The 18,206-nt window shown below is 71.0% G+C and carries 15 protein-coding genes and 1 tRNA gene; 9 read left to right on the forward strand and 7 right to left on the reverse strand.

Going from position 1 to position 18,206, the window contains the following annotated elements; translation table 11 throughout:
- The first annotated feature begins 11 nt into the window (after positions 1-11).
- Both ABD073_RS13925 and ABD073_RS13930 read left to right on the forward strand, forming a co-directional pair.
- The gene (locus ABD073_RS13925; RefSeq protein WP_343875577.1) at positions 12-1,631 is read left to right on the forward strand and encodes a phosphodiester glycosidase family protein; all 1,620 of its coding nucleotides are present in this window, start codon (positions 12-14) and stop codon (positions 1,629-1,631) included.
- 229 nt (positions 1,632-1,860) lie between these two features.
- Entirely contained in the window at positions 1,861-4,161 is a 2,301-nt protein-coding gene (locus ABD073_RS13930; RefSeq protein ID WP_343875579.1) for an esterase-like activity of phytase family protein, read from the forward strand.
- 181 nt (positions 4,162-4,342) lie between these two features.
- On the opposite strand, the gene ABD073_RS13935 is transcribed toward ABD073_RS13930, so the two are convergent.
- Genes ABD073_RS13935 through ABD073_RS13945 form a run of 3 tightly spaced genes read right to left on the reverse strand, consistent with a single transcriptional unit; the run spans position 4,343 to position 6,493 of the window.
- The gene (locus tag ABD073_RS13935; protein ID WP_343875581.1) at positions 4,343-4,522 is read right to left on the reverse strand and encodes a hypothetical protein; all 180 of its coding nucleotides are present in this window, start codon (positions 4,520-4,522) and stop codon (positions 4,343-4,345) included.
- 49 nt (positions 4,523-4,571) lie between these two features.
- Positions 4,572-5,261 carry a response regulator gene (locus ABD073_RS13940; RefSeq protein ID WP_343875583.1) on the reverse strand — a complete coding sequence of 230 codons (690 nt, stop codon included), beginning with the start codon at positions 5,259-5,261 and terminating at the stop codon, positions 4,572-4,574.
- Positions 5,258-6,493 (reverse strand): sensor histidine kinase, encoded by a 1,236-nt coding sequence (locus tag ABD073_RS13945; protein ID WP_343875584.1) that lies wholly within the window; start codon positions 6,491-6,493, stop codon positions 5,258-5,260. Before ABD073_RS13945 ends, ABD073_RS13940 begins: the two co-directional genes overlap by 4 nt.
- A gap of 142 nt (positions 6,494-6,635) precedes the next feature.
- Here ABD073_RS13945 and ABD073_RS13950 point away from each other — a divergent pair, with 142 nt between their 5' ends.
- Both ABD073_RS13950 and ABD073_RS13955 read left to right on the forward strand, forming a co-directional pair.
- Positions 6,636-7,337: an ABC transporter ATP-binding protein gene (locus tag ABD073_RS13950; RefSeq protein WP_343875585.1), complete on the forward strand. Its 702-nt coding sequence runs from the start codon at positions 6,636-6,638 to the stop codon at positions 7,335-7,337.
- Positions 7,334-8,755, forward strand: coding sequence for an ABC transporter permease (locus ABD073_RS13955; protein ID WP_343875588.1), 1,422 nt, complete (start codon positions 7,334-7,336; stop codon positions 8,753-8,755). Before ABD073_RS13950 ends, ABD073_RS13955 begins: the two co-directional genes overlap by 4 nt.
- 132 nt (positions 8,756-8,887) lie before the next feature.
- Here ABD073_RS13955 and ABD073_RS13960 read toward each other — a convergent pair whose 3' ends face one another.
- Positions 8,888-9,730, reverse strand: a complete 843-nt coding sequence (locus tag ABD073_RS13960; protein WP_343875591.1) for a glycoside hydrolase family 16 protein — start codon at positions 9,728-9,730, stop codon at positions 8,888-8,890.
- A gap of 589 nt (positions 9,731-10,319) precedes the next feature.
- On the opposite strand from ABD073_RS13960, the gene ABD073_RS13965 reads away from it, so the two are divergent.
- Positions 10,320-11,558: a glucose-1-phosphate adenylyltransferase family protein gene (locus ABD073_RS13965; protein ID WP_343875594.1), complete on the forward strand. Its 1,239-nt coding sequence runs from the start codon at positions 10,320-10,322 to the stop codon at positions 11,556-11,558.
- 105 nt (positions 11,559-11,663) lie between these two features.
- On the opposite strand, the gene ABD073_RS13970 is transcribed toward ABD073_RS13965, so the two are convergent.
- The gene (locus ABD073_RS13970; protein ID WP_343875597.1) at positions 11,664-12,443 is read right to left on the reverse strand and encodes an NAD-dependent epimerase/dehydratase family protein; all 780 of its coding nucleotides are present in this window, start codon (positions 12,441-12,443) and stop codon (positions 11,664-11,666) included.
- A 163-nt stretch (positions 12,444-12,606) separates the two neighbouring features.
- Here ABD073_RS13970 and ABD073_RS13975 point away from each other — a divergent pair, with 163 nt between their 5' ends.
- Positions 12,607-13,770: a metallophosphoesterase family protein gene (locus ABD073_RS13975; protein WP_343875599.1), complete on the forward strand. Its 1,164-nt coding sequence runs from the start codon at positions 12,607-12,609 to the stop codon at positions 13,768-13,770.
- A gap of 85 nt (positions 13,771-13,855) precedes the next feature.
- Here the strand turns inward: ABD073_RS13975 and ABD073_RS13980 are convergent, their stop codons facing one another.
- Positions 13,856-14,095 carry a glutaredoxin family protein gene (locus ABD073_RS13980; protein ID WP_343875601.1) on the reverse strand — a complete coding sequence of 80 codons (240 nt, stop codon included), beginning with the start codon at positions 14,093-14,095 and terminating at the stop codon, positions 13,856-13,858.
- 153 nt (positions 14,096-14,248) lie between these two features.
- Here ABD073_RS13980 and ABD073_RS13985 point away from each other — a divergent pair.
- Positions 14,249-14,324: transfer RNA gene (locus ABD073_RS13985), tRNA-Ala, on the forward strand.
- Between the two features lie 74 nt (positions 14,325-14,398).
- Here ABD073_RS13985 and ABD073_RS13990 read toward each other — a convergent pair.
- Complete coding sequence (locus ABD073_RS13990) at positions 14,399-15,202, reverse strand: aminodeoxychorismate lyase (protein ID WP_343875636.1); 804 nt, start codon at positions 15,200-15,202, stop codon at positions 14,399-14,401.
- Between the two features lie 119 nt (positions 15,203-15,321).
- Between ABD073_RS13990 and ABD073_RS13995 the strand changes: the two genes are divergently transcribed.
- Together ABD073_RS13995 and ABD073_RS14000 are read left to right on the forward strand one after the other, a co-directional pair.
- Positions 15,322-15,741 carry a DUF5318 family protein gene (locus tag ABD073_RS13995; RefSeq protein ID WP_343875603.1) on the forward strand — a complete coding sequence of 140 codons (420 nt, stop codon included), beginning with the start codon at positions 15,322-15,324 and terminating at the stop codon, positions 15,739-15,741.
- On the forward strand, positions 15,734-18,205 hold the full coding sequence (locus ABD073_RS14000) for a transglycosylase domain-containing protein (protein ID WP_343875604.1): 2,472 nt from the start codon (positions 15,734-15,736) through the stop codon (positions 18,203-18,205). Before ABD073_RS13995 ends, ABD073_RS14000 begins: the two co-directional genes overlap by 8 nt.
- Position 18,206: the final 1 nt, after the last annotated feature.

Genomic DNA, 18,206 nt, shown 5'->3' on the forward strand with positions numbered 1-18,206 from the left:
TGGCTGTCCCCATGAACCCCACCCCCACCCGGCTCGCCGCGGCAGCGCTGTGCTCCGCCGCGATGCTCCTGCCCGTGGCCAGCGTCGCCACCGCCCAGCCCACCAACCCGGCCCGTCACGCCGACCGCCCTGCCCCGGACGCGCTGCACCTGGGCGCCGACGGTCTCACCGAGAGCCGCACCACCACCACGCTGCAGCGCGGCGTGACCCACACGCTCATCGCGCGCGGCAGCGACGACGACTCGCTGCGCTGGGTCGTCGAGGTGAACATGCCTGCCGTCCAGGCCGGCCACGATCCCGACACCCCGCTGCGCTCCATCCAGGACGAGCCGTCCGCCCGCGCCATGCAGGCCCGCCTGGCCCAGAACGGTTTCGCGGCCCGGGTGGAGCGGGTGGACCAGCCGCGCGTCGCCGACCTCCCGGCAGCAGTGCTGGGTTACCGCGTGCGCCTGGTCGAGCAGCCCACCACGAAGGCCGAGGCCGATGCCCTGGTGGCGGCCCTCAAGGCCAAGGGCTTCGCTTCCCGGTCCTGGTACACCGGTTGGGACGGCGGCACAGCCGCCCGCGGGCCGTGGCGGATCCACGTGCTCACCATCGACCCGCGCACCTTCCGCGGCACCCTGGGTGCCACCTACGGCCCCACCCTGGAGGCACGCGAGAAGGTCACCGAGCTGTCCTCCTTCACTCGCGCCAAGGCCATCATCAATGCCGGCTTCTTCGTGATGGACCCCACCGCCGGCGCCGAGGGTGATCCCGCCGGCGCCGCCGTCTACGACGGTCGCCTGGTCTCCGAGACGATTCGCAACCGCCCCGTCCTGGTGCTCGACCGCGACGCCCGTCGCACCCGCGTGGCCCTGCCCACCTGGCGCGGCTCCGCCACCCTGGCCGGGCAGCAGGTGCGCCTCGACGGCATCAACCGGGTCATCGGGCTGATCCGCAACTGCGGCGGCGACGCCACCGACAGCCCCACCTCGCTGCCGCTGCACGATGTCACCTGCAAGGACTCCTCCGAGGCCGTCGCCTACACCCCGGCCTTCGGCCCCCGCACCCCGTCGGGCCCGGGCGCCGAGGTGGTCCTCTTCCGCGGTCGGGTGGTGGCGGTGAACGCGCAGCGCGGCACCGTCCTGGGCCGGGGACAGACCTCGATCCAGCTCACCGGCGACCTGGCCCGTCGGGCCGAAGGCGTGCGGGTGGGGCAGCGGGCCGAGGTGGGCCAGCAGCTCACCGAGAACGGGCGCTCCCTGGCCCGTCGCGGCACCACCGTGGTCAACGGCGGGCCGGAGCTGCTGCGTCACGGCCGGATCCACATCACCCAGCGTCGCGACGGCATGGCCCAGGCCGACAACCCCTCCTTCGCCTACGGCTGGGTGCTGCAGCGCAACCCGCGCACCTTCGCCGGCGTCGACGCCCGCGGCCGCACCGTCCTGGTCACCGTCGACGGCCGCCAGACCACCGACCTGGGCCTGTCCATCCCGGAGACCGCCCAGCTGGCCAAGGACCTGGGCCTGCGCGAGGCCATCAACCTCGACGGCGGCGGCTCCACCGCGATGGCGCTGGACGGGCGCCTGGTCACCAGCCCCTCGGACGCCACCGGTGAGCGCCCCGTGGGGGACGCCATCTTCGTGCGCTGAAGGCTCTGATCGTTGATGGTTGGGGTTGGTGGACCAACCCCAACCATCAACAATCCCGATCCCTCGGTTCCCAGAGCGTCGGGCAACGGCCCGAAGCGGGGCTGGACGACCCCCGAACAGCCCGGCACCAGGCCTGATGCCTCGCTGGAGCCAGATCCGGGCCGAGGATTCACCGAACCCTTACCTGAAGGCCACCTGAAGCAGACCTGAAGGCGCTGGGATGGACCCCATGACCACCCCACGTATTCGCCTGGCCCTCGCCGCACTCGGCTCGGCCGCGCTCATGATGCCCCTGACCACCGTCTCAGCCGGGGCCGCTCCCGCTGATCGGGCCGACCGTCCGGCCGACACCGTGCGCACCACGGTGCCCACGCTCGAGGCGCGCACCCAGCTCTCCGCCGACCACCTGGCCAAGGGTCCCGCCTCCGGCGCCAAGATGAGCCCGGCCAACGGTCGCAAGGGCCCCTTCCCCGGCCAGGTCATCCCCGGCTTCTCTGCCATGGCGGAGATCGGCGACGGCACCTTCTGGGGCATGCCGGACAACGGCTTCGGCGCCAAGAACAATTCCGACGACTTCCTGCTGCGCATCTACCGCGTCAAGCCCAACTGGGAAACCTCCACGGGCGGTTCCGGCCAGATGCAGGTGCAGTCCTTCGTCCAGCTGCGCGATCCGAACCACCTGATCGACTGGAAGATCACCAACCAGAACACTCGGGGCCGCAACCTCACCGGCGCCGACTTCGACGTCGAGTCGCTGGTGGTCAACCGCGACGGCTCCTTCTGGATCGGCGAGGAGTTCGGCCCCTACCTGCTGCACTTCAGCCGCGACGGCGTGCTGCTGCGCGACCCCGTGCCGATGCCCTACCCGGGCCGCAAGGGCGTGCAGGTGAAGAGCCCCGGCAACCCCACCCTGGCTGCGGGCGAGACCCCCAACCTGCGCAGCTCGAAGGGCTTCGAGGCGATGGCCGCCAGCCGCAACGGCCGCTACCTGTACCCGATCCTCGAGGGCTACCTCGACGGCGCCGACAAGCGCACCCGCGTGATCAGCCAGTTCGACACCCGCCTGAACCGCTACACCGGCCGCACCTGGAACTACCAGACCGACACCGACGACAACCTGGTGGGCGATGCCTTCATGACCCGCGAGGGCAGCCTGCTGGTGCTGGAGCGTGACGACTTCTGGGGCTCGAAGTCGGTCACCAAGCGCGTCTACGAGGTGAAGCTGAACAAGACCGAGCGCGACGGCTTCCTGGCCAAGCAGCTGGTCGTCGACCTGCTGAAGATCGACGACCCCGCTGGCATCGGCACGAAGACCGACGGCGAGGCCTACGGCGTCGGCAAGACCTTCAGCTTCCCCTTCCAGAGCGTCGAGACCGTGGTCCAGCTGGCCGACGGCCGGCTGCTCTTCGCCGACGACAACAACTACCCCGGCAACGACGCCCGTCGTGCCGGCGTCCCGGACAACACCGAGATGATCGTGGTGGACCTCAAGCGCAAGAAGGTGGCCGCCAACCCGGCCGAGCACACCGTCTTCGCCCACCGCGGCGCCTCCGGCTACCGCCCCGAGCACACCCTGGCCGCCTACGAGCTGGCCATCCAGCAGTGCGCCGACTACATCGAGCCCGACCTGGTCAGCACCTCCGACGGCGTGCTGGTGGACCGCCACGAGAACGACATCACCGGCACCACCGACGTCGCCACCCGCGCCGAGTTCGCCGGCCGCAAGAAGACCAAGGTGATCGACGGCTCGAAGATCACCGGCTGGTTCACCGAGGACTTCACCCTCGCTGAGCTGCGCACCCTGCGTGCCAAGGAGCGCCTGCCCAAGATCCGTCCGGAGTCGGCCCGCTACGACGGCCTCTACCAGGTGCCCACCTTCGAGGAGGTCGTCGACCTGGCCCGTCGCTCGAAGACCTGCTCCGGCAAGCCGGTGGGCGTGATCCCCGAGATCAAGCACGGCACCTACTTCGACTCCATCGGCCTGAGCCAGGAGGAGGACACCGTCGCCACGCTGGAGGCGGCCGGCTACGGCAGGAAGAAGTCGCCGGTGGTGATCCAGTCCTTCGAGGTGGGCAACCTCAAGGAGCTGAACCAGATGACCAAGGTTGACCTGGTGCAGCTGATCGACTGCTCCGGCGCCCCCGCGGACCTGGAGGCGGCCGGATCCACCACCACCTACAAGGACATGGTGACCCCGGCCGGTATGAAGGCGGTGGCGAAGTACGCCGACTCGGTGGGCCTGTGCAAGGACGTGATGATCCCCAAGAAGGCCGACGGCTCGCTGGGCAGCCCCACCGACGCCATCGACAACGCCCATGCCGCGGGCCTGGACGTCACCGGCTGGACCTTCCGCGCGGAGAACAACTTCCTGCCCGCCAACTTCGACTCCTCGGCCGACCCGGCCGCCCACGGTGACATGAAGGGCGAGATCAAGACCTTCCTGGCCGCGGGCATGGACCACGTCTTCAGCGACCAGCCCGACGTGGCGGTGCAGGCGGTGCGAGAGTTCGCCGCCGAGCAGCAGCGCTGAGCCGGGCCCCGGGCCCGGTGCTGCCGCAGCCGGTGCAGCCGGGGACCGATGGCCCCATGACGACGGCGAGGCCCGCATCCGTACAGGATGCGGGCCTCGTGGTCTGTGCAACCGGTGGTCTCTGGTCTCGGGGGCGGGCCAGGGGGGCCGGTCGGGGTCGTCGTCGAGTGGGGTGGAAGGGTCAGGAGACCCAGATGATGCGGGCCTTGCCGTCCTGGACGGTCTTGAAGGACGAGCTGGTCAGCAACTTGGAGGACTGGTCGGTGCTGGCAGCCTGCGCGGGGCCGGCAGCCAGGCCGAGGCCCAGGGCGATCGCGGGAACGATGGCGGCAAACTTCTTGCTGTACTGCGAAATGGTCATGGCAGGAATCTAGGACGAGCGCTCAGGAATCCCGCAGCTCAACGTGAGCCTACGGTTGAGGCTTCACCAGTCCGGCGTCATAGGCCAGCACCACCATCTGTACCCGGTCGCGCAGCCCCAGCTTGGCGAGGATGTGGCCGATGTGGGTCTTCACGGTGGCCTCGGCCAGGAAGAGCTTGCCGGCGATCTCGCCATTGGTCAGCCCCAGGCCCACCTCGGTGAGCACCTCGCGCTCCCGCTCGGTGAGCACCTCCAGCCGCTGCCGGGCCTCCTGGTCACCGCCCTGGCCGCCCTGGGGCAGGCTGGGCAGGAAGCGCTCCAGCAACCGTCGGGTGGCCGACGGCGCCACCACTGCCTCACCGGAGTGCACCGAGCGGATCGCGGCCAGCAGTTCGGCCGGCCCGGCGTCCTTGAGCAGGAAGCCCGCCGCGCCGGCCTGCAGGGCCGCGTAGACGTACTCGTCGAGGTCGAAGGTGGTCAGCACCAGCACCCGACGGCCGGGCTGGTCCCCGGCAGCCTCGCGGATCCGACGGGTGGCCTCCACCCCGTCCATCACCGGCATCCGGATGTCCATCAGCACCACGTCGGGCGCCAGCTCGGCGGCCATCGCGACGGCCTGGCTGCCGTCGCCGGCCTCGCCGGCCACCTCCATGTCGGCCTGGGCGTCGAGCACCATGCGGAAGCCGGTGCGCACCATGGCCTGGTCGTCGGCCAGCAGCAGGCGGATGGGTTCGGTCATCGGTTCTCTCCTGTGGATGGGATGTGGGCCAGTACCTCGAAGCCGCCGCCGGCGCGGGGACGGGCCACCAGCGTGCCACCCCAGGCGGCGACGCGCTCCCGCATGCCCACCACGCCGTGGCCCTGGCCGTCGCTGGTGGTGGCGCCGCGTCCGGTGTCGCGAACGGCCACGTCCAGACCCTCGGGGGAGTGGGCCAGGCAGACGTCGACGCTGGCGCCGGGGCCGGCATGCTTCATGACATTGGTGAGCGACTCCTGCACCACGCGGTAGGCCGCCATCTCGGCTCCGGTGCTCAGCGGCGGATGCGCGGCGGGATCGCCGACGGTGGTGCAGCGCGCCGGGATGCCTGCCTGTTGCAGCTGGGCCACCAGCTCCCCGATCCGCTCCAGGGTGGCGGCCGGGGCCAGCTCGGGGGCCTCGCCGTCCTGGCGCAGCACGCCCACCAGCCGCCGGGTCTCGCCCAGGGCCTCGCGGGCGGTGGCATTGATGGTCTCGATGGCCTGGCGCACCTGGGCCAGGCGGGCGGCAGGGTCACCCAGTTCGTCGTGCCCGGCCAGGTAGCCGGCGCCGTCGGACTGCACCACGATGACGCTCAGCGAGTGGGCGACGATGTCGTGCATCTCGCGCGCGATCCGGTTGCGCTCCTCCTCGGCCACCAGCCGCATCCCTTGGGCCCGCTCACGTTCCAGCGCCTCGGCGCGCTCCCGCCAGGAGTCCAGGGTGGCCTGGCGCTGACGCAGCCACTGGCCCAGGAACCAGGCCGTGAGGCTGACGCTGAGGCAGGCCACGAACCAGGCCAGTGCCCAGCTGAGCTTCGCGGCCAGGCCGTCGTGCGCCAGGCTCGGAGCCATCCCCCAGTCCCAGCCGGCCGCCACGCAGGAGAGCAGCGCGAGCACGAACCAGTGGCGGCTGCGTGAGGCGCGGCCGTAGCGGGAGACGGCGTAGAGCATCAGCGGTACGGTGATGTTGGCTGGCATCAGCGAGTCGTAGACCACCAGCTGCACCAGGTGCGGCAGCACCAGCACGGCGGCGGCCTTCTCCGGTGCGGTGCGACGCCAGAGCAGCGGCAGGGTGAAGAGCAGCCCCAGGGCCAGAGCAGCCCCATAGGGCATCTCCACCTCGAGCATGCTCAGGGTGCCCATCAGGGTGTTGGGCAGGCAGAGCAGCAGGACGATGGCATCGCCCCACATCGGATGGGCCCGGAAGCCGGCCCGCAGATCACTCCACCGCATGTCATCAGCCTAGGGAGCGCGGCGCGGCAGGGCCTCCACCCACGGGATGGCACCGGTCTGCGCCGCGGGGTGCAGGAGACCGCCACGGCGACGGGCCCGGCGCACGATCCGCGGGCAGGCCCTGCCGGGGGAGCGTTGGAGCATGAACAACGAACCCGTCCTGTCCTGCGAGGGACTCACCAAGACCTATGGCTCCACGATCGCCCTGTCGGGGGTGGACCTGTGCATCGAGGCCGGCCAGTCGGTGGCCGTGATGGGCCCTTCCGGCTCCGGCAAGACCACCCTGCTGCACTGCCTGGCCGGCATCCTGGGCGCCGACTCCGGCTCCGTGGTGCTGGGCACCGGCGGCAGCCCGCTGCGCATCGACCAGCTCGGCGAGGAGCAACGGGCCCGGCTGCGTCGTGAGTCCTTCGGCTTCGTCTTCCAGCAGGGGCTGCTGCTGCCCGAGCTGACCGCCGTCGAGAATGCCGCCCTGCCGCTGATGCTGGCCGGGGTGGACCGGCGCGAGGCCGAGCGCCAGGCCGCCGGCTGGTTGGCCCACCTGGGTCTGGCCGGGCTGGAGGGCCGACGGCTGGGCGAGATGTCCGGTGGCCAGTGCCAGCGCGTCGCCATCGCCCGCAGCCAGGTCACCGGTGCCCGCGTCACCTTCGCCGACGAGCCCACCGGGGCGCTGGACCAGCACACCTCCGCCGAGGTGCTCGGTGCCCTGCTGCAGGCCACCGCCGGGCGGGGCCGCACCCTGGTGATGGTCACCCATGACGAGAAGGTGGCTGCCGCCTGCTCGCGCATCGTGCGGCTGCAGGACGGGCACGTCGTGCACGACTCGATGGCGGTGGCCGCATGAGCACCATGGCCCGCCCGGCAGCGTCCAGTTCGCTGCCCGTGACGCCGGCCCCCGCCGACCCGGTGCTGTCCCGGCACTCCTCCTCGCTGCACGCCACCCGTCACCTGGTGCGCCTGCTGGCCGGCCCGACGCTGGCCGACCGCGCCGGCTGGGCGCTCCCGGTCACCGCGATGGCCGTGGTCAGCGCGCTCAGTCTGTCGGTGGCCGGAGGCGTGCACTGGTTCTGGCAGATCGACGGCCCGCTGACCAGCCTCTACCGCACCCTGTCCTCGGTGGCCCTGGTGCTGCTCCTGCTCCCGCTGGCCACGCTGGCGGCGGCCGCGGCCCGGCTCTCGGCCAGCCGACGCGACACCCGGCTCAGCTCGTTGCGGCTGCTGGGTGCCACCCGCTCCAGCCTGCGGCTGCTGACCCTGATGGAGTCCGGCGCGATGGCGGCCGGTGGTGCCCTGCTCGGCGTGGCCGGCTATGCCGTGCTGATGCCGCTGCTGGGACGACTGGAGTTCGCGGGCGGCCCGATCGGTGCAGCCGGGCTGTGGCTCGGGCTGCTTCCGGTGGTGGGCGCAGTGCTGGGCATCGTGCTGCTGGCCGTGGTGAGTTCGGCCGTCGGGCTGCACCGCGTCGAGGTCTCCCCGCTGGGTGTGCGCACCCGCGCCCGGGCCGCACACATGGGCCGGTGGCGTGCGCTGGTGGCCGTGGGCGGCTTCGGCCTGGCCTTCGTCGCCGCGCAGGCGGGCAACGGCGCCAGCAGCATGGTGGTCATCGGCGCCACCATGATGGTGGCGCTGGCCGCACCGCTGGTGCTGATGAACCTGGTGGGCCCCTGGCTGCTGCAGCTGGTGGCACGCGCCGAGCTGCGCCGGGCGCGCAGCGCGGTCAGTCTGCTCGCGGCCCGCACCCTGCTGGAGGACCCCAAGCAGGTCTGGCGCCAGGTCGGGGCGCTGGCCCTGACCAGCTTCGTCGGTGTCTTCATGGGCATCGGCATGGCGATGAGTTCCGGCGCCGCCAGCAACCCGGCCGAGGCGATCGCCATGCAGGACGTGCGCACCGGTGTGCTGCTCACGATGGCCTTCAGCTTCGTGACCGTGGCCTGTTCAGTGGGCGTCACCCAGACCGCGGCCGTGCTGGATCGACGCAGCCTGTTCGTCGGGCTGGACATGATCGGCATGCCCACCGCCCTGGCCGATCGTGCCCGTCGCCGGGCGGTGATGCGCCCGCTGCTGCTGGTGGTGGGGGTCTCCGTGGCGGCGGCCCTGGTGATGACACTGCCGATGGGGGTGGCCGGTCACATCGACCTGACCGCCGTGGCCGTGGTGGCAGGCGTCCTGGCGGCTGGTGTGGCCGTGGTGCACGCCGGCCTGCTGGTCAGCGGGGTGACCCTGCGCCAGGTGGTGCGCGCCGGACTGGTCCGCGCCGAGTAGCCGGCCCACGCTCCAGAGCCGGCCGCCTTCGTCGGGCGGACGCGCCCGGACAGGGAAGACGCGCGACGATCCCCCGAATTGGTCGCCGCGCGTCCTCCCGTGTCCCCGCCCGAGGGCGAGGGGGTCCATGGTTCAGCCCGCGGGCGTGAACTGCGGCGAGGTGGCGCCGCCCCAGTGACGGATCCAGTCGATCCGGGTGGCGGTGTCCTGCGCCGGCAGCGCGCCCACCCACTCGGAGTCCTGGGCCCAGGAATTGGTCATCAGGTAGCCCTGCGGCTCGGTGCTGCCCAGGCCGAGGTTGGCCGGCAGGTTCTGCCAGGTGTGGGTCTGCTGGCCGTCGACGTAGAAGCTGATGCTGGTGGTGCCCAGCAGGAAGCCGTAGGTGTGCTGGCCGGCGGCCGGGTCGAAGGGCAGCTCCACCTGCTTGTACTGGTGGCCGCCACCGGCGTAGTGCACCGTGTAGAAGATGTAGTGGCTCTTGCCCGGGCCGTTGTCGCGGCTGCGGATCTCCATGTCCACCTCGGGGAAGGTGTAGTCCTTGCCCATGAAGAACATGCCGGACAGGATGCCGGGCGTGCTGCTCATCTGCATGCTGGTCTCGTAGTAGCCCTTGCCGACCAGCTTGTCGGGGGCGGTCTGCAGCTCGGCGCCGGACTTCTGGTTCGCGCGGCTGGTCATGGTGGCCACGCCGTCGGCGACGCGCACATTGGAGCGCAGCATCTGGTTGCCGCCGGTGCCGGTCCAGTCGCCGTTGATGCGCAGGGTTCCCGCGGCACTGGTGTTGCTGCCGGCGGGCCAGGAGCTGAACTGCTCGTCGATGGTGGGGGTGCCGGTGGCCGGAGCAGCCATCGGGCTGGTCGCGAGCGAGGGGGCCGCGGGGGCCGCCTGCTGTGCGCCGGCGGGCGCGGTGCTGAGGGTGAGGCCGAGAACGGCGCCGGTGGCCAGGGCCGAAGCGGCCCAACGTCGAGAAGTCATGTCTGCCTGCCTGGGTGGGGTGGGTCGTACCCTTCGAACCTAACCACAAGATGAGAAAATCCTGAAATCTCTCAGATTGTTGCGGCTGGCAGGCATCTCGTCTGGATGCATGACCGTCGGGCGTCATCGCGGCCGTCAGGTGCACATCGCGGGCCGGTGGCAGCCCATCGCCCCTGTTGCAACAGGGGTGATCGTGCGCTGCGCGCCGTGATCCGCTCACTCGATCGCGGGACGCGTCGTGGCTGTGCACCCGCGCCAAGGCCTGCAGTGCCCAGCGCGCCAGACGGCTGCCCGACTCGCGGAAGGCCGACACCGTGATCGTGGGCGGCGCCACATCTCCACCGGTGGCGGCGCCTCGCTCGAGTACCTGGAGGGGCGAGGTGACGGTGCGGAAACAGCCCAGAGGACGGTGCGGCGGAGACATCAACCAATCCGCCACGATCTGCCGTATGGCACGTCCGGATCCGTCCCGCAGGCCGAATTGTGGCGAATTCGGGTTGATTCGGCCCTGGCGCCTGGCGATCTGGTGGCAGCCTTCCTGCCCGTAGGGGTGATGACCCTGCTTGTCACGTTCGCATAGGGTCTCTGCGTGGCTGACAAGGTGCTTGCGATCGTGCTGGCCGGCGGCAAGGGAAGCCGGATGGATGTCCTCACCGAGCGGCGGGCCAAGCCGACGCTCCCCTTCGGCGGGGTCTACTCACTGCTGGACATCTGCCTGTCCAACCTGGTCAACAGCGGCATCGAGGACGTCTGGGTGGTGGTGCAGTACCACGCCTCCAGCTTCGACCAGGTGCTGGCCCACGGCCGCCCCTGGGACCTGGACCGTTTCTCCGGGGGCCTGCGCGTCCTGCCACCCCAGGAGGGGATCGGGTCCGCCGAGGAGGGGATGGCCACCGGCAATGCCGACGCCCTGTTCCGGATCCGCGAACTGGTCGCCGCCTCCGGGGCGGACCAGGTGCTGGTGCTGAGCGCCGACCACGTCTACGCGCTGGACCACCGCGAGGTGCTGCGCACCCACCTCGAGGCCGCTGCCGAGTGCACCGTGGTCACCACCACGATCGGTCTGGCCGAGGCCGGCAACCACACCCTGGTGGACGTCACCGACGGCCGTGTCACCGGGGTGCACGCCAAGCCCGACGAGCCCGCCCACGAGACCATCGCCAGCGAGGTCTTCCTCTACTCGGCCGACGTGCTGGTGGAGACCCTGGAGCGGCTGCACGCCGAGCTCTCGGAGTCCGCCGACGAGGGGGACACCGGTCTGGGCGACTTCAGCGAGCACCTGCTGCCGGCCCTGGTGGAGCGTGGCCGGGTGGTGGCCCATGCCCTGCCGGGCTACTGGCGCGACCTGGGCCGCCCGTCGGCCTACTTCCGTGCCCACCAGGACCTGCTGGAAGGGGAGGTGGACCTGCTGCACCGCCGCGACTGGCCGATCCGCTCTGCCAGCAGCCAGCGCCCCGCCGCGCGGGTGCACGACAGCGGCCGGGTCGACGACTCGATGCTGGCCGGCGGCGTCGAGGTGCACGGCCGCGTGGAGCGCAGCGTGCTGGGCCCCGACGTGGTGGTGGAGGCCGGTGCCACGGTGGTGGACAGCATCGTGATGGGCCGGTGCCGGATCCGCGCCGGCGCCACGGTGCAGTGGTCCGTGCTGGACGTGGACGTCGAGGTGGGCCAGCAGGCCACGGTCGGCGAGCCGCGCCGCGATCCCGATCAGCGGCTGGTCAGCGAGGAGATCACCCTGGTGGGGATGCACTCCCGCGTCGGCGAGGCCGCGCTGGTGGGGCGCGGCGCCCGGGTCAGCCCCGGCAGCCGCATCCCCGACGCGCGCTGAGTCCCCGTCGCACGCTGAGTTCCCGTCGCACGCTGCGTCCCTCTCGCACGCTGACTCCCGCTGCGCGCCGAACCCGACCGGTGGGGTTCGGCGCCGAGGCCGTGCTCAGGAGTCCTCGGGCCAGTTGGTCGGCGCCGCCTCGCCGCCCTCGACCACCTCTTCGGGCTCCGGTGCCTCGTCGGTCCAGGTGTCCTGGGGCCGGTAGCCCAGCTCCAGCATCGTGTTCGTCAGGTCCCAGCGTCGGTTCGGGTTGTCGCTGATCGCATAGAACAGCCCCCAGGTGGTGGCCGCCTCGATGGAGCGCCGCACCACCTGCTCGCAGTCGTCCTCGCTGAGCCACATCGCGTGCAGGATGTCCGCCTCGGCCAGCATGGGGTCGCCGCTCATCCAGCCGATCCGCAGGCAGATCACCTCCAGCCCGTGCTCGTCGTGGTAGAAGCGGCACATGGTCTCACCCATCGCCTTGCTCATGCCGTAGAGCGAGTCGCCGCGCGGGATCTGGTGCGGGTACACGGGCCACTCACCGTCGCGGTCGTAGCCGCCCATGGCGTGGTTGCTGGAGGCGAAGACCACGCGGCGCACCTTGCCCTGCTGGGCCGCCTCGAGGACATTGCGCAGGCCGATGATGTTGGCCTCCAGCACCTCCTCCCAGGTGGACTCCGGGGAGGCGGCGCCGGCCAGGTGGACCACGGTGTCCACCCCGTCCATCAGGCCACGCACCGCCTCGAAGTCGTTGAGGTCGACCTTGAGCAGCTCCTTCTCCTGGCGCGGGGTGCGGGGCGTACGGCCCTGCATCAGCACCTCGTAGTCGTCCTGCAGTCGTTCGCTGAGCAGCTGGCCGATGTTTCCGGTGGCTCCGGTGATGAGGATGCGTCGCTTCGTCATGACTCCACTCTTGCCGGGCCCGCAAGAGCGTTCCCACCCCCGTGGGGGCGCCCCGTGCCGTCGTCATGGCAGGTTCGACCAGAGTTCCTGCGCCGGACATCCCTGCGTTCCCCGCCACCCCTAGCGTCGAGCCTGCGAATCCCACCCCCACAAGGAGAAGAAGATGACGAACAGTACTCGTCGCGGCATCCTGGCCATGGGCGCCGGCGTCGGCGCCGCCGCCGCGCTGGGCAGCAGCGAGGCCCTCGCCGCCCCCGCCGGACGCAAGCCCTCGCGGCGCAACCCGAAGCTGCGCTTCCGGCCCGACGGCTCGTTCACCGTCCTGCAGTTCAACGACACCCAGGACACCCACCTGACCGACCGGCGCACCATTGAGCTGATCACCAGGGCCATCGCGAAGGAGGACCCCGACCTGGTGATCTTCAACGGCGACACCGTCAACGGCGACATGTCCACTGCCACGCAGGTGAAGCAGGCCTACAACAACGTGATCGCCCCCGTCGAGCAGGCCGGTGTCGCCTGGGCGCTGACCTTCGGCAACCACGACGAGGACTCGGTGAAGAAGACCGGCATGACCGAGACCCGGATCATGGACTTCCTGCGCCGCTACCCGCACAACCTGAACCCTCGCGAGGATGCCATCGGTGGCCACTCCAATGCGGTGCTGCCGGTGGCTGCCTCCCGCGGTGGCCGGGTCGCCGCCGCCATGTGGCTGCTGGACTCCGGGCGCTACGAGCAGGAGAGCATCGACGGGCAGAAGGTGGAGGAGTACACCTACGAGACCATCCACTCCGACCAGGTGGCCTGGTACCGCGAGCAGAGCCTGGCCCTGCAGAAGCAGGCCGGCCGCCCCGTCCCCGGCCTGGTGTGGCTGCACATCCCGCTGTGGGAGACCCGTTTCATGTGGTTCGGCTCGCCCACCGACTGGACCGAGGAGAGCCATCGCAAGGCGCTGGCCAAGCACCAGATCACCGATCCGAACCGCAACGAGCGCGAGTACGTGAGCCAGTTCAACTCCGGGCTCTACAACGTGGTGCGCGAGCGGGGCGACGTGATGGGCATCTACTTCGGCCACGACCACGTCAACACCTACGAGGGCAACTACTTCGGCGTCCATCTGGGCTACGGTCCCGGAACGGGCTACGGCGCCTACGGCCTGGACGGCGCCGCCAAGCACCAGCTGCGTGGCTGCCGTGTCTTCACCCTCGACGAGGGCCGGCCGGGGGAGTTCACCACCCGCAACCTCTACGCCAAGGACCTGGGCATCGACGTGACCACCGTCGACGACCAGCCGATCGCGAAGCCGGCACCGCTGCCCTTCACCTGAACCTCCCACCCCCAGGGAGACAGCGAACGGCCCACCCCGGCACGGGGTGGGCCGTTCGTGCGCGGGCGTCCCCACCGGTGGGGCTTCAGCCCAGGACGGCCAGCAGCTCGGCGCTGCTGGGGGCGGTGAGCACCTGGTCGCCGACGGTGACGGTGGGCACCAGCTCGTTGCCGTCCTGCAGATCGCGTACCGTGGCCGCCGCCTCGGGGTCCTCCCAGATGTTGCGGTAGGTGATGCGCTCGTCGGCCGGGTCGAGGCCCGCCATCAGGTCCTCGCAGTAGGGGCATCCGGGGCGCCAGTAGACGGTGGCAGTGGTGGTCTCCATGCCCTCGATCCTAGGCGGCGCAGCGCGCGGGCGGGCCCCGTCGGCGCGGGGGAGCGTCGTGAGCCTGTCCAGTCGGTGCGTCGGGGTGCTTTGCCGCGGCCTGCCCGGCTGGCGTAGCATGGCTGATCGCACCGGACTCATCCGGAGGCACGAGGGGCGTTGGCGCAGTTGGTAGCGCGATTGCTTTGCAAGCAATAGGTCACGGGTTCGAACCCCGTACGCTCCACCACCGGTCCCGGTGGCCCCACGGCCGCCGGGACCTCGTCATTCCCGGCGCAGAGCCCCTGCCTCAGCGGCCACGGCTCAGAAGCCGGCCCACGTCATCACCTTCGCGGACAGCTTCGCGTCCTGCGGCAGCGCGACGCCGTCCAGTTCCAGCACCGGTGCGGCACCGCGCACCGAGCTCACCAGCCAGACCCCGTCGGCGTCGGCCAGCTGGGCCGGGCGCAGCAGCCGGTAGCTCGTCGTCCAGCCCTTCTTCTCCGCCGTGGCGAAGACCTGCTTCTGGGTGATGGAGTCCAGGATCCCGGTGCCCTCGACGGGCGTGGTCACGAGCTCCCGGCCGAAGGCCACCACCAGGGCGGCGGTGGGACCCTCCAGGCAGAAGCCGTCGCTGGACAGGAAGAGCACGTCGTCGGCGCCGCGCCGGGCGGCCTCCCGCTTGGCGGCCATGTTCACCGCATAGCTCAGCGACTTCACCCCGCCCAGCAGCCAGGGCCGGTCGGTGAAGGCGTCGCTGGCGCGGCCGAGGTCCAGCCCCGCCACCCGAACGCCCTGGCGCTGCGCCAGGGCCGCCTCGGACATCTCGGTGATGGTGAGCACCAGCAGCGGGCGGCCCGGATTGCTCTCCGGCCCGCGCGAGTACATCAGCTTCAGGGTCGCCTCGCCCGGCTGGCTCCAGGCGTCGACGGCCTCGGCCACCAGCTCCTGCCAGACGGCCAGGTCGGTGGGCTCGTCGCCCAGCCCCACCACCGAGCGGTTCAGCCGCGCCAGGTGGGCATCCAGGTTGTCGATGGTGCTGACCCCGTCACGGCCGGTGACCACGCGGGTGGCGTCGAAGCAGCCGTCGCCCCGGGTGAAGCCCAGGTCGTCGGCGCTCGCCACCAGCTTGTCCTTGCCGAGCACTCCGCGTCCGGCCACGGCCACCAGCTGTTTGTTGGGCATGGGCGTGATCCTATGCCCCGCGTCTTGGGGCTCTCTCAGAGGCACGGCATACCCTAGGGGCCATGTGGTCGCAGCGTGAGGTGATGAGTCATGCGCTGCAGCGACGTCGTGCCATCGTCTCGCTGCAGTCGCCGCAGCGACTCCTCAGCGAGAACGGCCCGTGCGACGCGGACCCGCTGCTGGTCAAGGCCGCCCTGCACCACGGGGAGCCGTCCGACCAGGACTGCCCGGTATGCGGCGGGGACCGGCTCACCAACCTGAACTACACCTTCGGTGACCAGCTGGGCCAGTTCAGCGGGCGGATCAAGTCCACCGCGGAGCTGGAGGAGATGGAGAACGAGGTGGGCGAGTTCACCGTCCGCGTCGTCGAGGTCTGCCCGGACTGCTTCTGGAACCACCTGGTCACCACCTACAAGCTGGGGGACGGCAGGAAGCGCCGCCCCCCGCGCCGTCAAGAGACCGTCGAGGACATCTATGGCTGACAAGCAGACCCCCTCCCGCAAGGGCGCCAGCAGCGCCAAGGGTGCCACCGGGGCCAGGGCCGCCGGCAGCACCACGGGCGCCAGCAAGGCACCCGCAGGTGGCAAGGGCGCCAGGCCCACCTCGAAGAAGGGCCTCGCGGCGCGGATCGCCGGCATCCTCGCCATCGGTGCGCTGGTGCTGGCCCTGGTGGGGATGCTCGCCGGCCTGGTCTTCTACAACCGCACCGAGCTGCCCGACCCCAACCGGGACTTCACCACCAACACCACCTTCCTGTACTACAACGACTCCAAGACCAAGCTGGGCAGCTTCGCGGTGCAGAACCGCCAGTCCATCCCGTACGCCCAGATGCCGCAGAACATCAAGGACGCGGTGATCGCCGCCGAGAACCGCTCCTTCTGGACCGACCGCGGCATCTCGCCCACCGGCATCGTGCGCTCCGCCTGGACCATCGCCCGCGGCGGCGAGATGCAGGGCGGCTCCACCATCACGCAGCAGTACATCAAGATCCTCTACCTCTCCAGCGATCGCACCATGACCCGCAAGCTGCGTGAGCTGGCGCTGGCGGTGAAGCTCGGCAAGGAGGTCTCCAAGGAGCAGATCCTGGAGGGCTACCTCAACACCATCTACTTCGGACGCGGCGCCTACGGCATCCAGGCCGCCAGCCGCTCCTACTTCAACACCGACGCGAAGAACCTGACCGTGCCGCAGTCCGCGGTGCTGGCCTCGGTGCTGAACAACCCCTCCGCCTTCGACCCGTCGGTGGCCAAGGGCAACAGCCAGCGCCTGCTGGAGCGCTACCGCTACGTGCTGTCCGGCATGCTCGAGGCCGGCCAGATCACCCAGGCCCAGCACGACCAGTGGGCCAAGGCCCTGCCGGCCTTCCCCGAGATCCCGCTGAACCAGCGCTGGGGCGGCACCAACGGCTACCTGCTCAAGGCGGTGCAGAACGAGCTGCTGGCCAAGGGATTCACCCAGGCCCAGATCGACGGCGGTGGCCTGAGCATCACCACCACCTTCGACAAGAAGCTGCAGGACCACGCCATCGAGGTGGGCCAGAAGTACAAGGAGGAGGTGGGCAGCAACGGCCCTGGTGGCGCCAAGGCGATCCACCCGGCGCTGGCCTCCGTCGACGTCGCCACCGGCGGCGTGCTGGCCATGTACGGCGGCGACGACTACATCAAGAACACCCGCAACTGGGCCACCACCGCCCGTCCCGCGGCCTCCACCTTCAAGACCTATGCGACGGTGGCGGGCCTGCGCGGCGGCATGAGCCTGCGCACCCAGCTCAAGGGCAACACCTTCACCCCGCCCGGCGACTCGGTGCCGATCCGCAACGAGTTCAGCATGCAGTACGGCCCGGTCACGCTGCGCAAGGCGCTGGCCGACTCCATCAACACCGCCTTCGTCGACATGACCGACAAGCTCGAGAACGGACCGGCCGCCGTGGTGAAGGCCGCCACCGACGCCGGTGTGCGCAAGGGCGCCGGCTGGGACCTGAACGGTCGCATCGCGCTGGGCATCGCCGAGGTGAGCCCGCTGGACAATGCCGCCGGCTACGCCACCATCGCCAACTCGGGCCTGCGGATGGACCGCCACGTGGTGGCCCAGGTGAAGGATGCCAAGGGCAAGGTCATCTACACCGCGCCCACCAAGGGCACCCAGGCCATCGAGGAGGACGTCGCCCGCGACGTGATCTCCGGCCTGCGCTCCGTGGTGCAGTCCGGCACCGGCTCGGTGGTGTCCAGCCGCAACTACCAGGTGGCCGGCAAGACCGGCACCAACGGCATCGACCGTGACGGCAAGAATGTCATCACCTCCGCCTGGTTCGTCGGCTTCACCCCGCAGATCGCCACCTCGGCGATGTTCGTGGCCGGCGACGACGGCAACGGCTCGCTCGACGCCTACCGCCGCCCGGGCGACTCCGCCTTCTTCGGCGGCACCTACCCGGCGCGGATGTGGCGCGACTACATGCGCGTGGCCATGGAGGGCCGCGACTGGCAGAGCTTCCCGGAGGCCGGCAACGTGAACCTGGGCCAGGAGCGCGTGGGCCAGGTCCACGTGCCGCCGGCCACGCGCACCGCCCAGCCCACCGAGCGGGGCACGCAGCAGCAGTCCCAGCCCAGCCAGAGCGCCACCGAGGCCGCCAGCTCGGCCCCGGCCGCGACCTCGCAGGCGCCCGCCACCTCGCAGCCGGCGGCCACCAGCCAGGCGCCGGCCACCACGCAGCCGGCCGCCACCACGCGGGCACCGGCCACCACCCAGCCCGCGACGCAGGCCGCGGCGCCGCGCACGACGCAGGCCGCCCCGCGCACCACGCAGCCGGTCACCCAGCCCACCCAGCGCACCACCCAGCAGGGCAACGGCACTGCCGGCAACGGCGGGGGCAACGGTGCCGGCAACGGCGCCGGGAACCAGGGCGCGGGCAACCAGCCGGCCGGGGCCGGGGCGAGCGGCAACGGCTGAG

Source organism: Luteococcus peritonei (assembly GCF_039526385.1).
Taxonomy (GTDB): Bacteria; Actinomycetota; Actinomycetes; order Propionibacteriales; family Propionibacteriaceae; genus Luteococcus; species Luteococcus peritonei.

Coding starts and splice junctions, on each gene's coding strand:
- ABD073_RS13980 (WP_343875601.1), bottom strand. CDS start 14,095: ATGGAGACCACCACTGCCACCGTCTACTGGCGCCCCGGATGCCCCTAC.
- ABD073_RS13945 (WP_343875584.1), bottom strand. CDS start 6,493: ATGCGGTGGAGTGATCTGCGGGCCGGCTTCCGGGCCCATCCGATGTGG.
- ABD073_RS13925 (WP_343875577.1), top strand. CDS start 12: ATGAACCCCACCCCCACCCGGCTCGCCGCGGCAGCGCTGTGCTCCGCC.
- ABD073_RS13995 (WP_343875603.1), top strand. CDS start 15,322: ATGTGGTCGCAGCGTGAGGTGATGAGTCATGCGCTGCAGCGACGTCGT.
- ABD073_RS13935 (WP_343875581.1), bottom strand. CDS start 4,522: ATGACCATTTCGCAGTACAGCAAGAAGTTTGCCGCCATCGTTCCCGCG.
- ABD073_RS13975 (WP_343875599.1), top strand. CDS start 12,607: ATGACGAACAGTACTCGTCGCGGCATCCTGGCCATGGGCGCCGGCGTC.
- ABD073_RS13970 (WP_343875597.1), bottom strand. CDS start 12,443: ATGACGAAGCGACGCATCCTCATCACCGGAGCCACCGGAAACATCGGC.
- ABD073_RS14000 (WP_343875604.1), top strand. CDS start 15,734: ATGGCTGACAAGCAGACCCCCTCCCGCAAGGGCGCCAGCAGCGCCAAG.
- ABD073_RS13950 (WP_343875585.1), top strand. CDS start 6,636: ATGAACAACGAACCCGTCCTGTCCTGCGAGGGACTCACCAAGACCTAT.
- ABD073_RS13930 (WP_343875579.1), top strand. CDS start 1,861: ATGACCACCCCACGTATTCGCCTGGCCCTCGCCGCACTCGGCTCGGCC.
- ABD073_RS13960 (WP_343875591.1), bottom strand. CDS start 9,730: ATGACTTCTCGACGTTGGGCCGCTTCGGCCCTGGCCACCGGCGCCGTT.
- ABD073_RS13955 (WP_343875588.1), top strand. CDS start 7,334: ATGAGCACCATGGCCCGCCCGGCAGCGTCCAGTTCGCTGCCCGTGACG.
- ABD073_RS13940 (WP_343875583.1), bottom strand. CDS start 5,261: ATGACCGAACCCATCCGCCTGCTGCTGGCCGACGACCAGGCCATGGTG.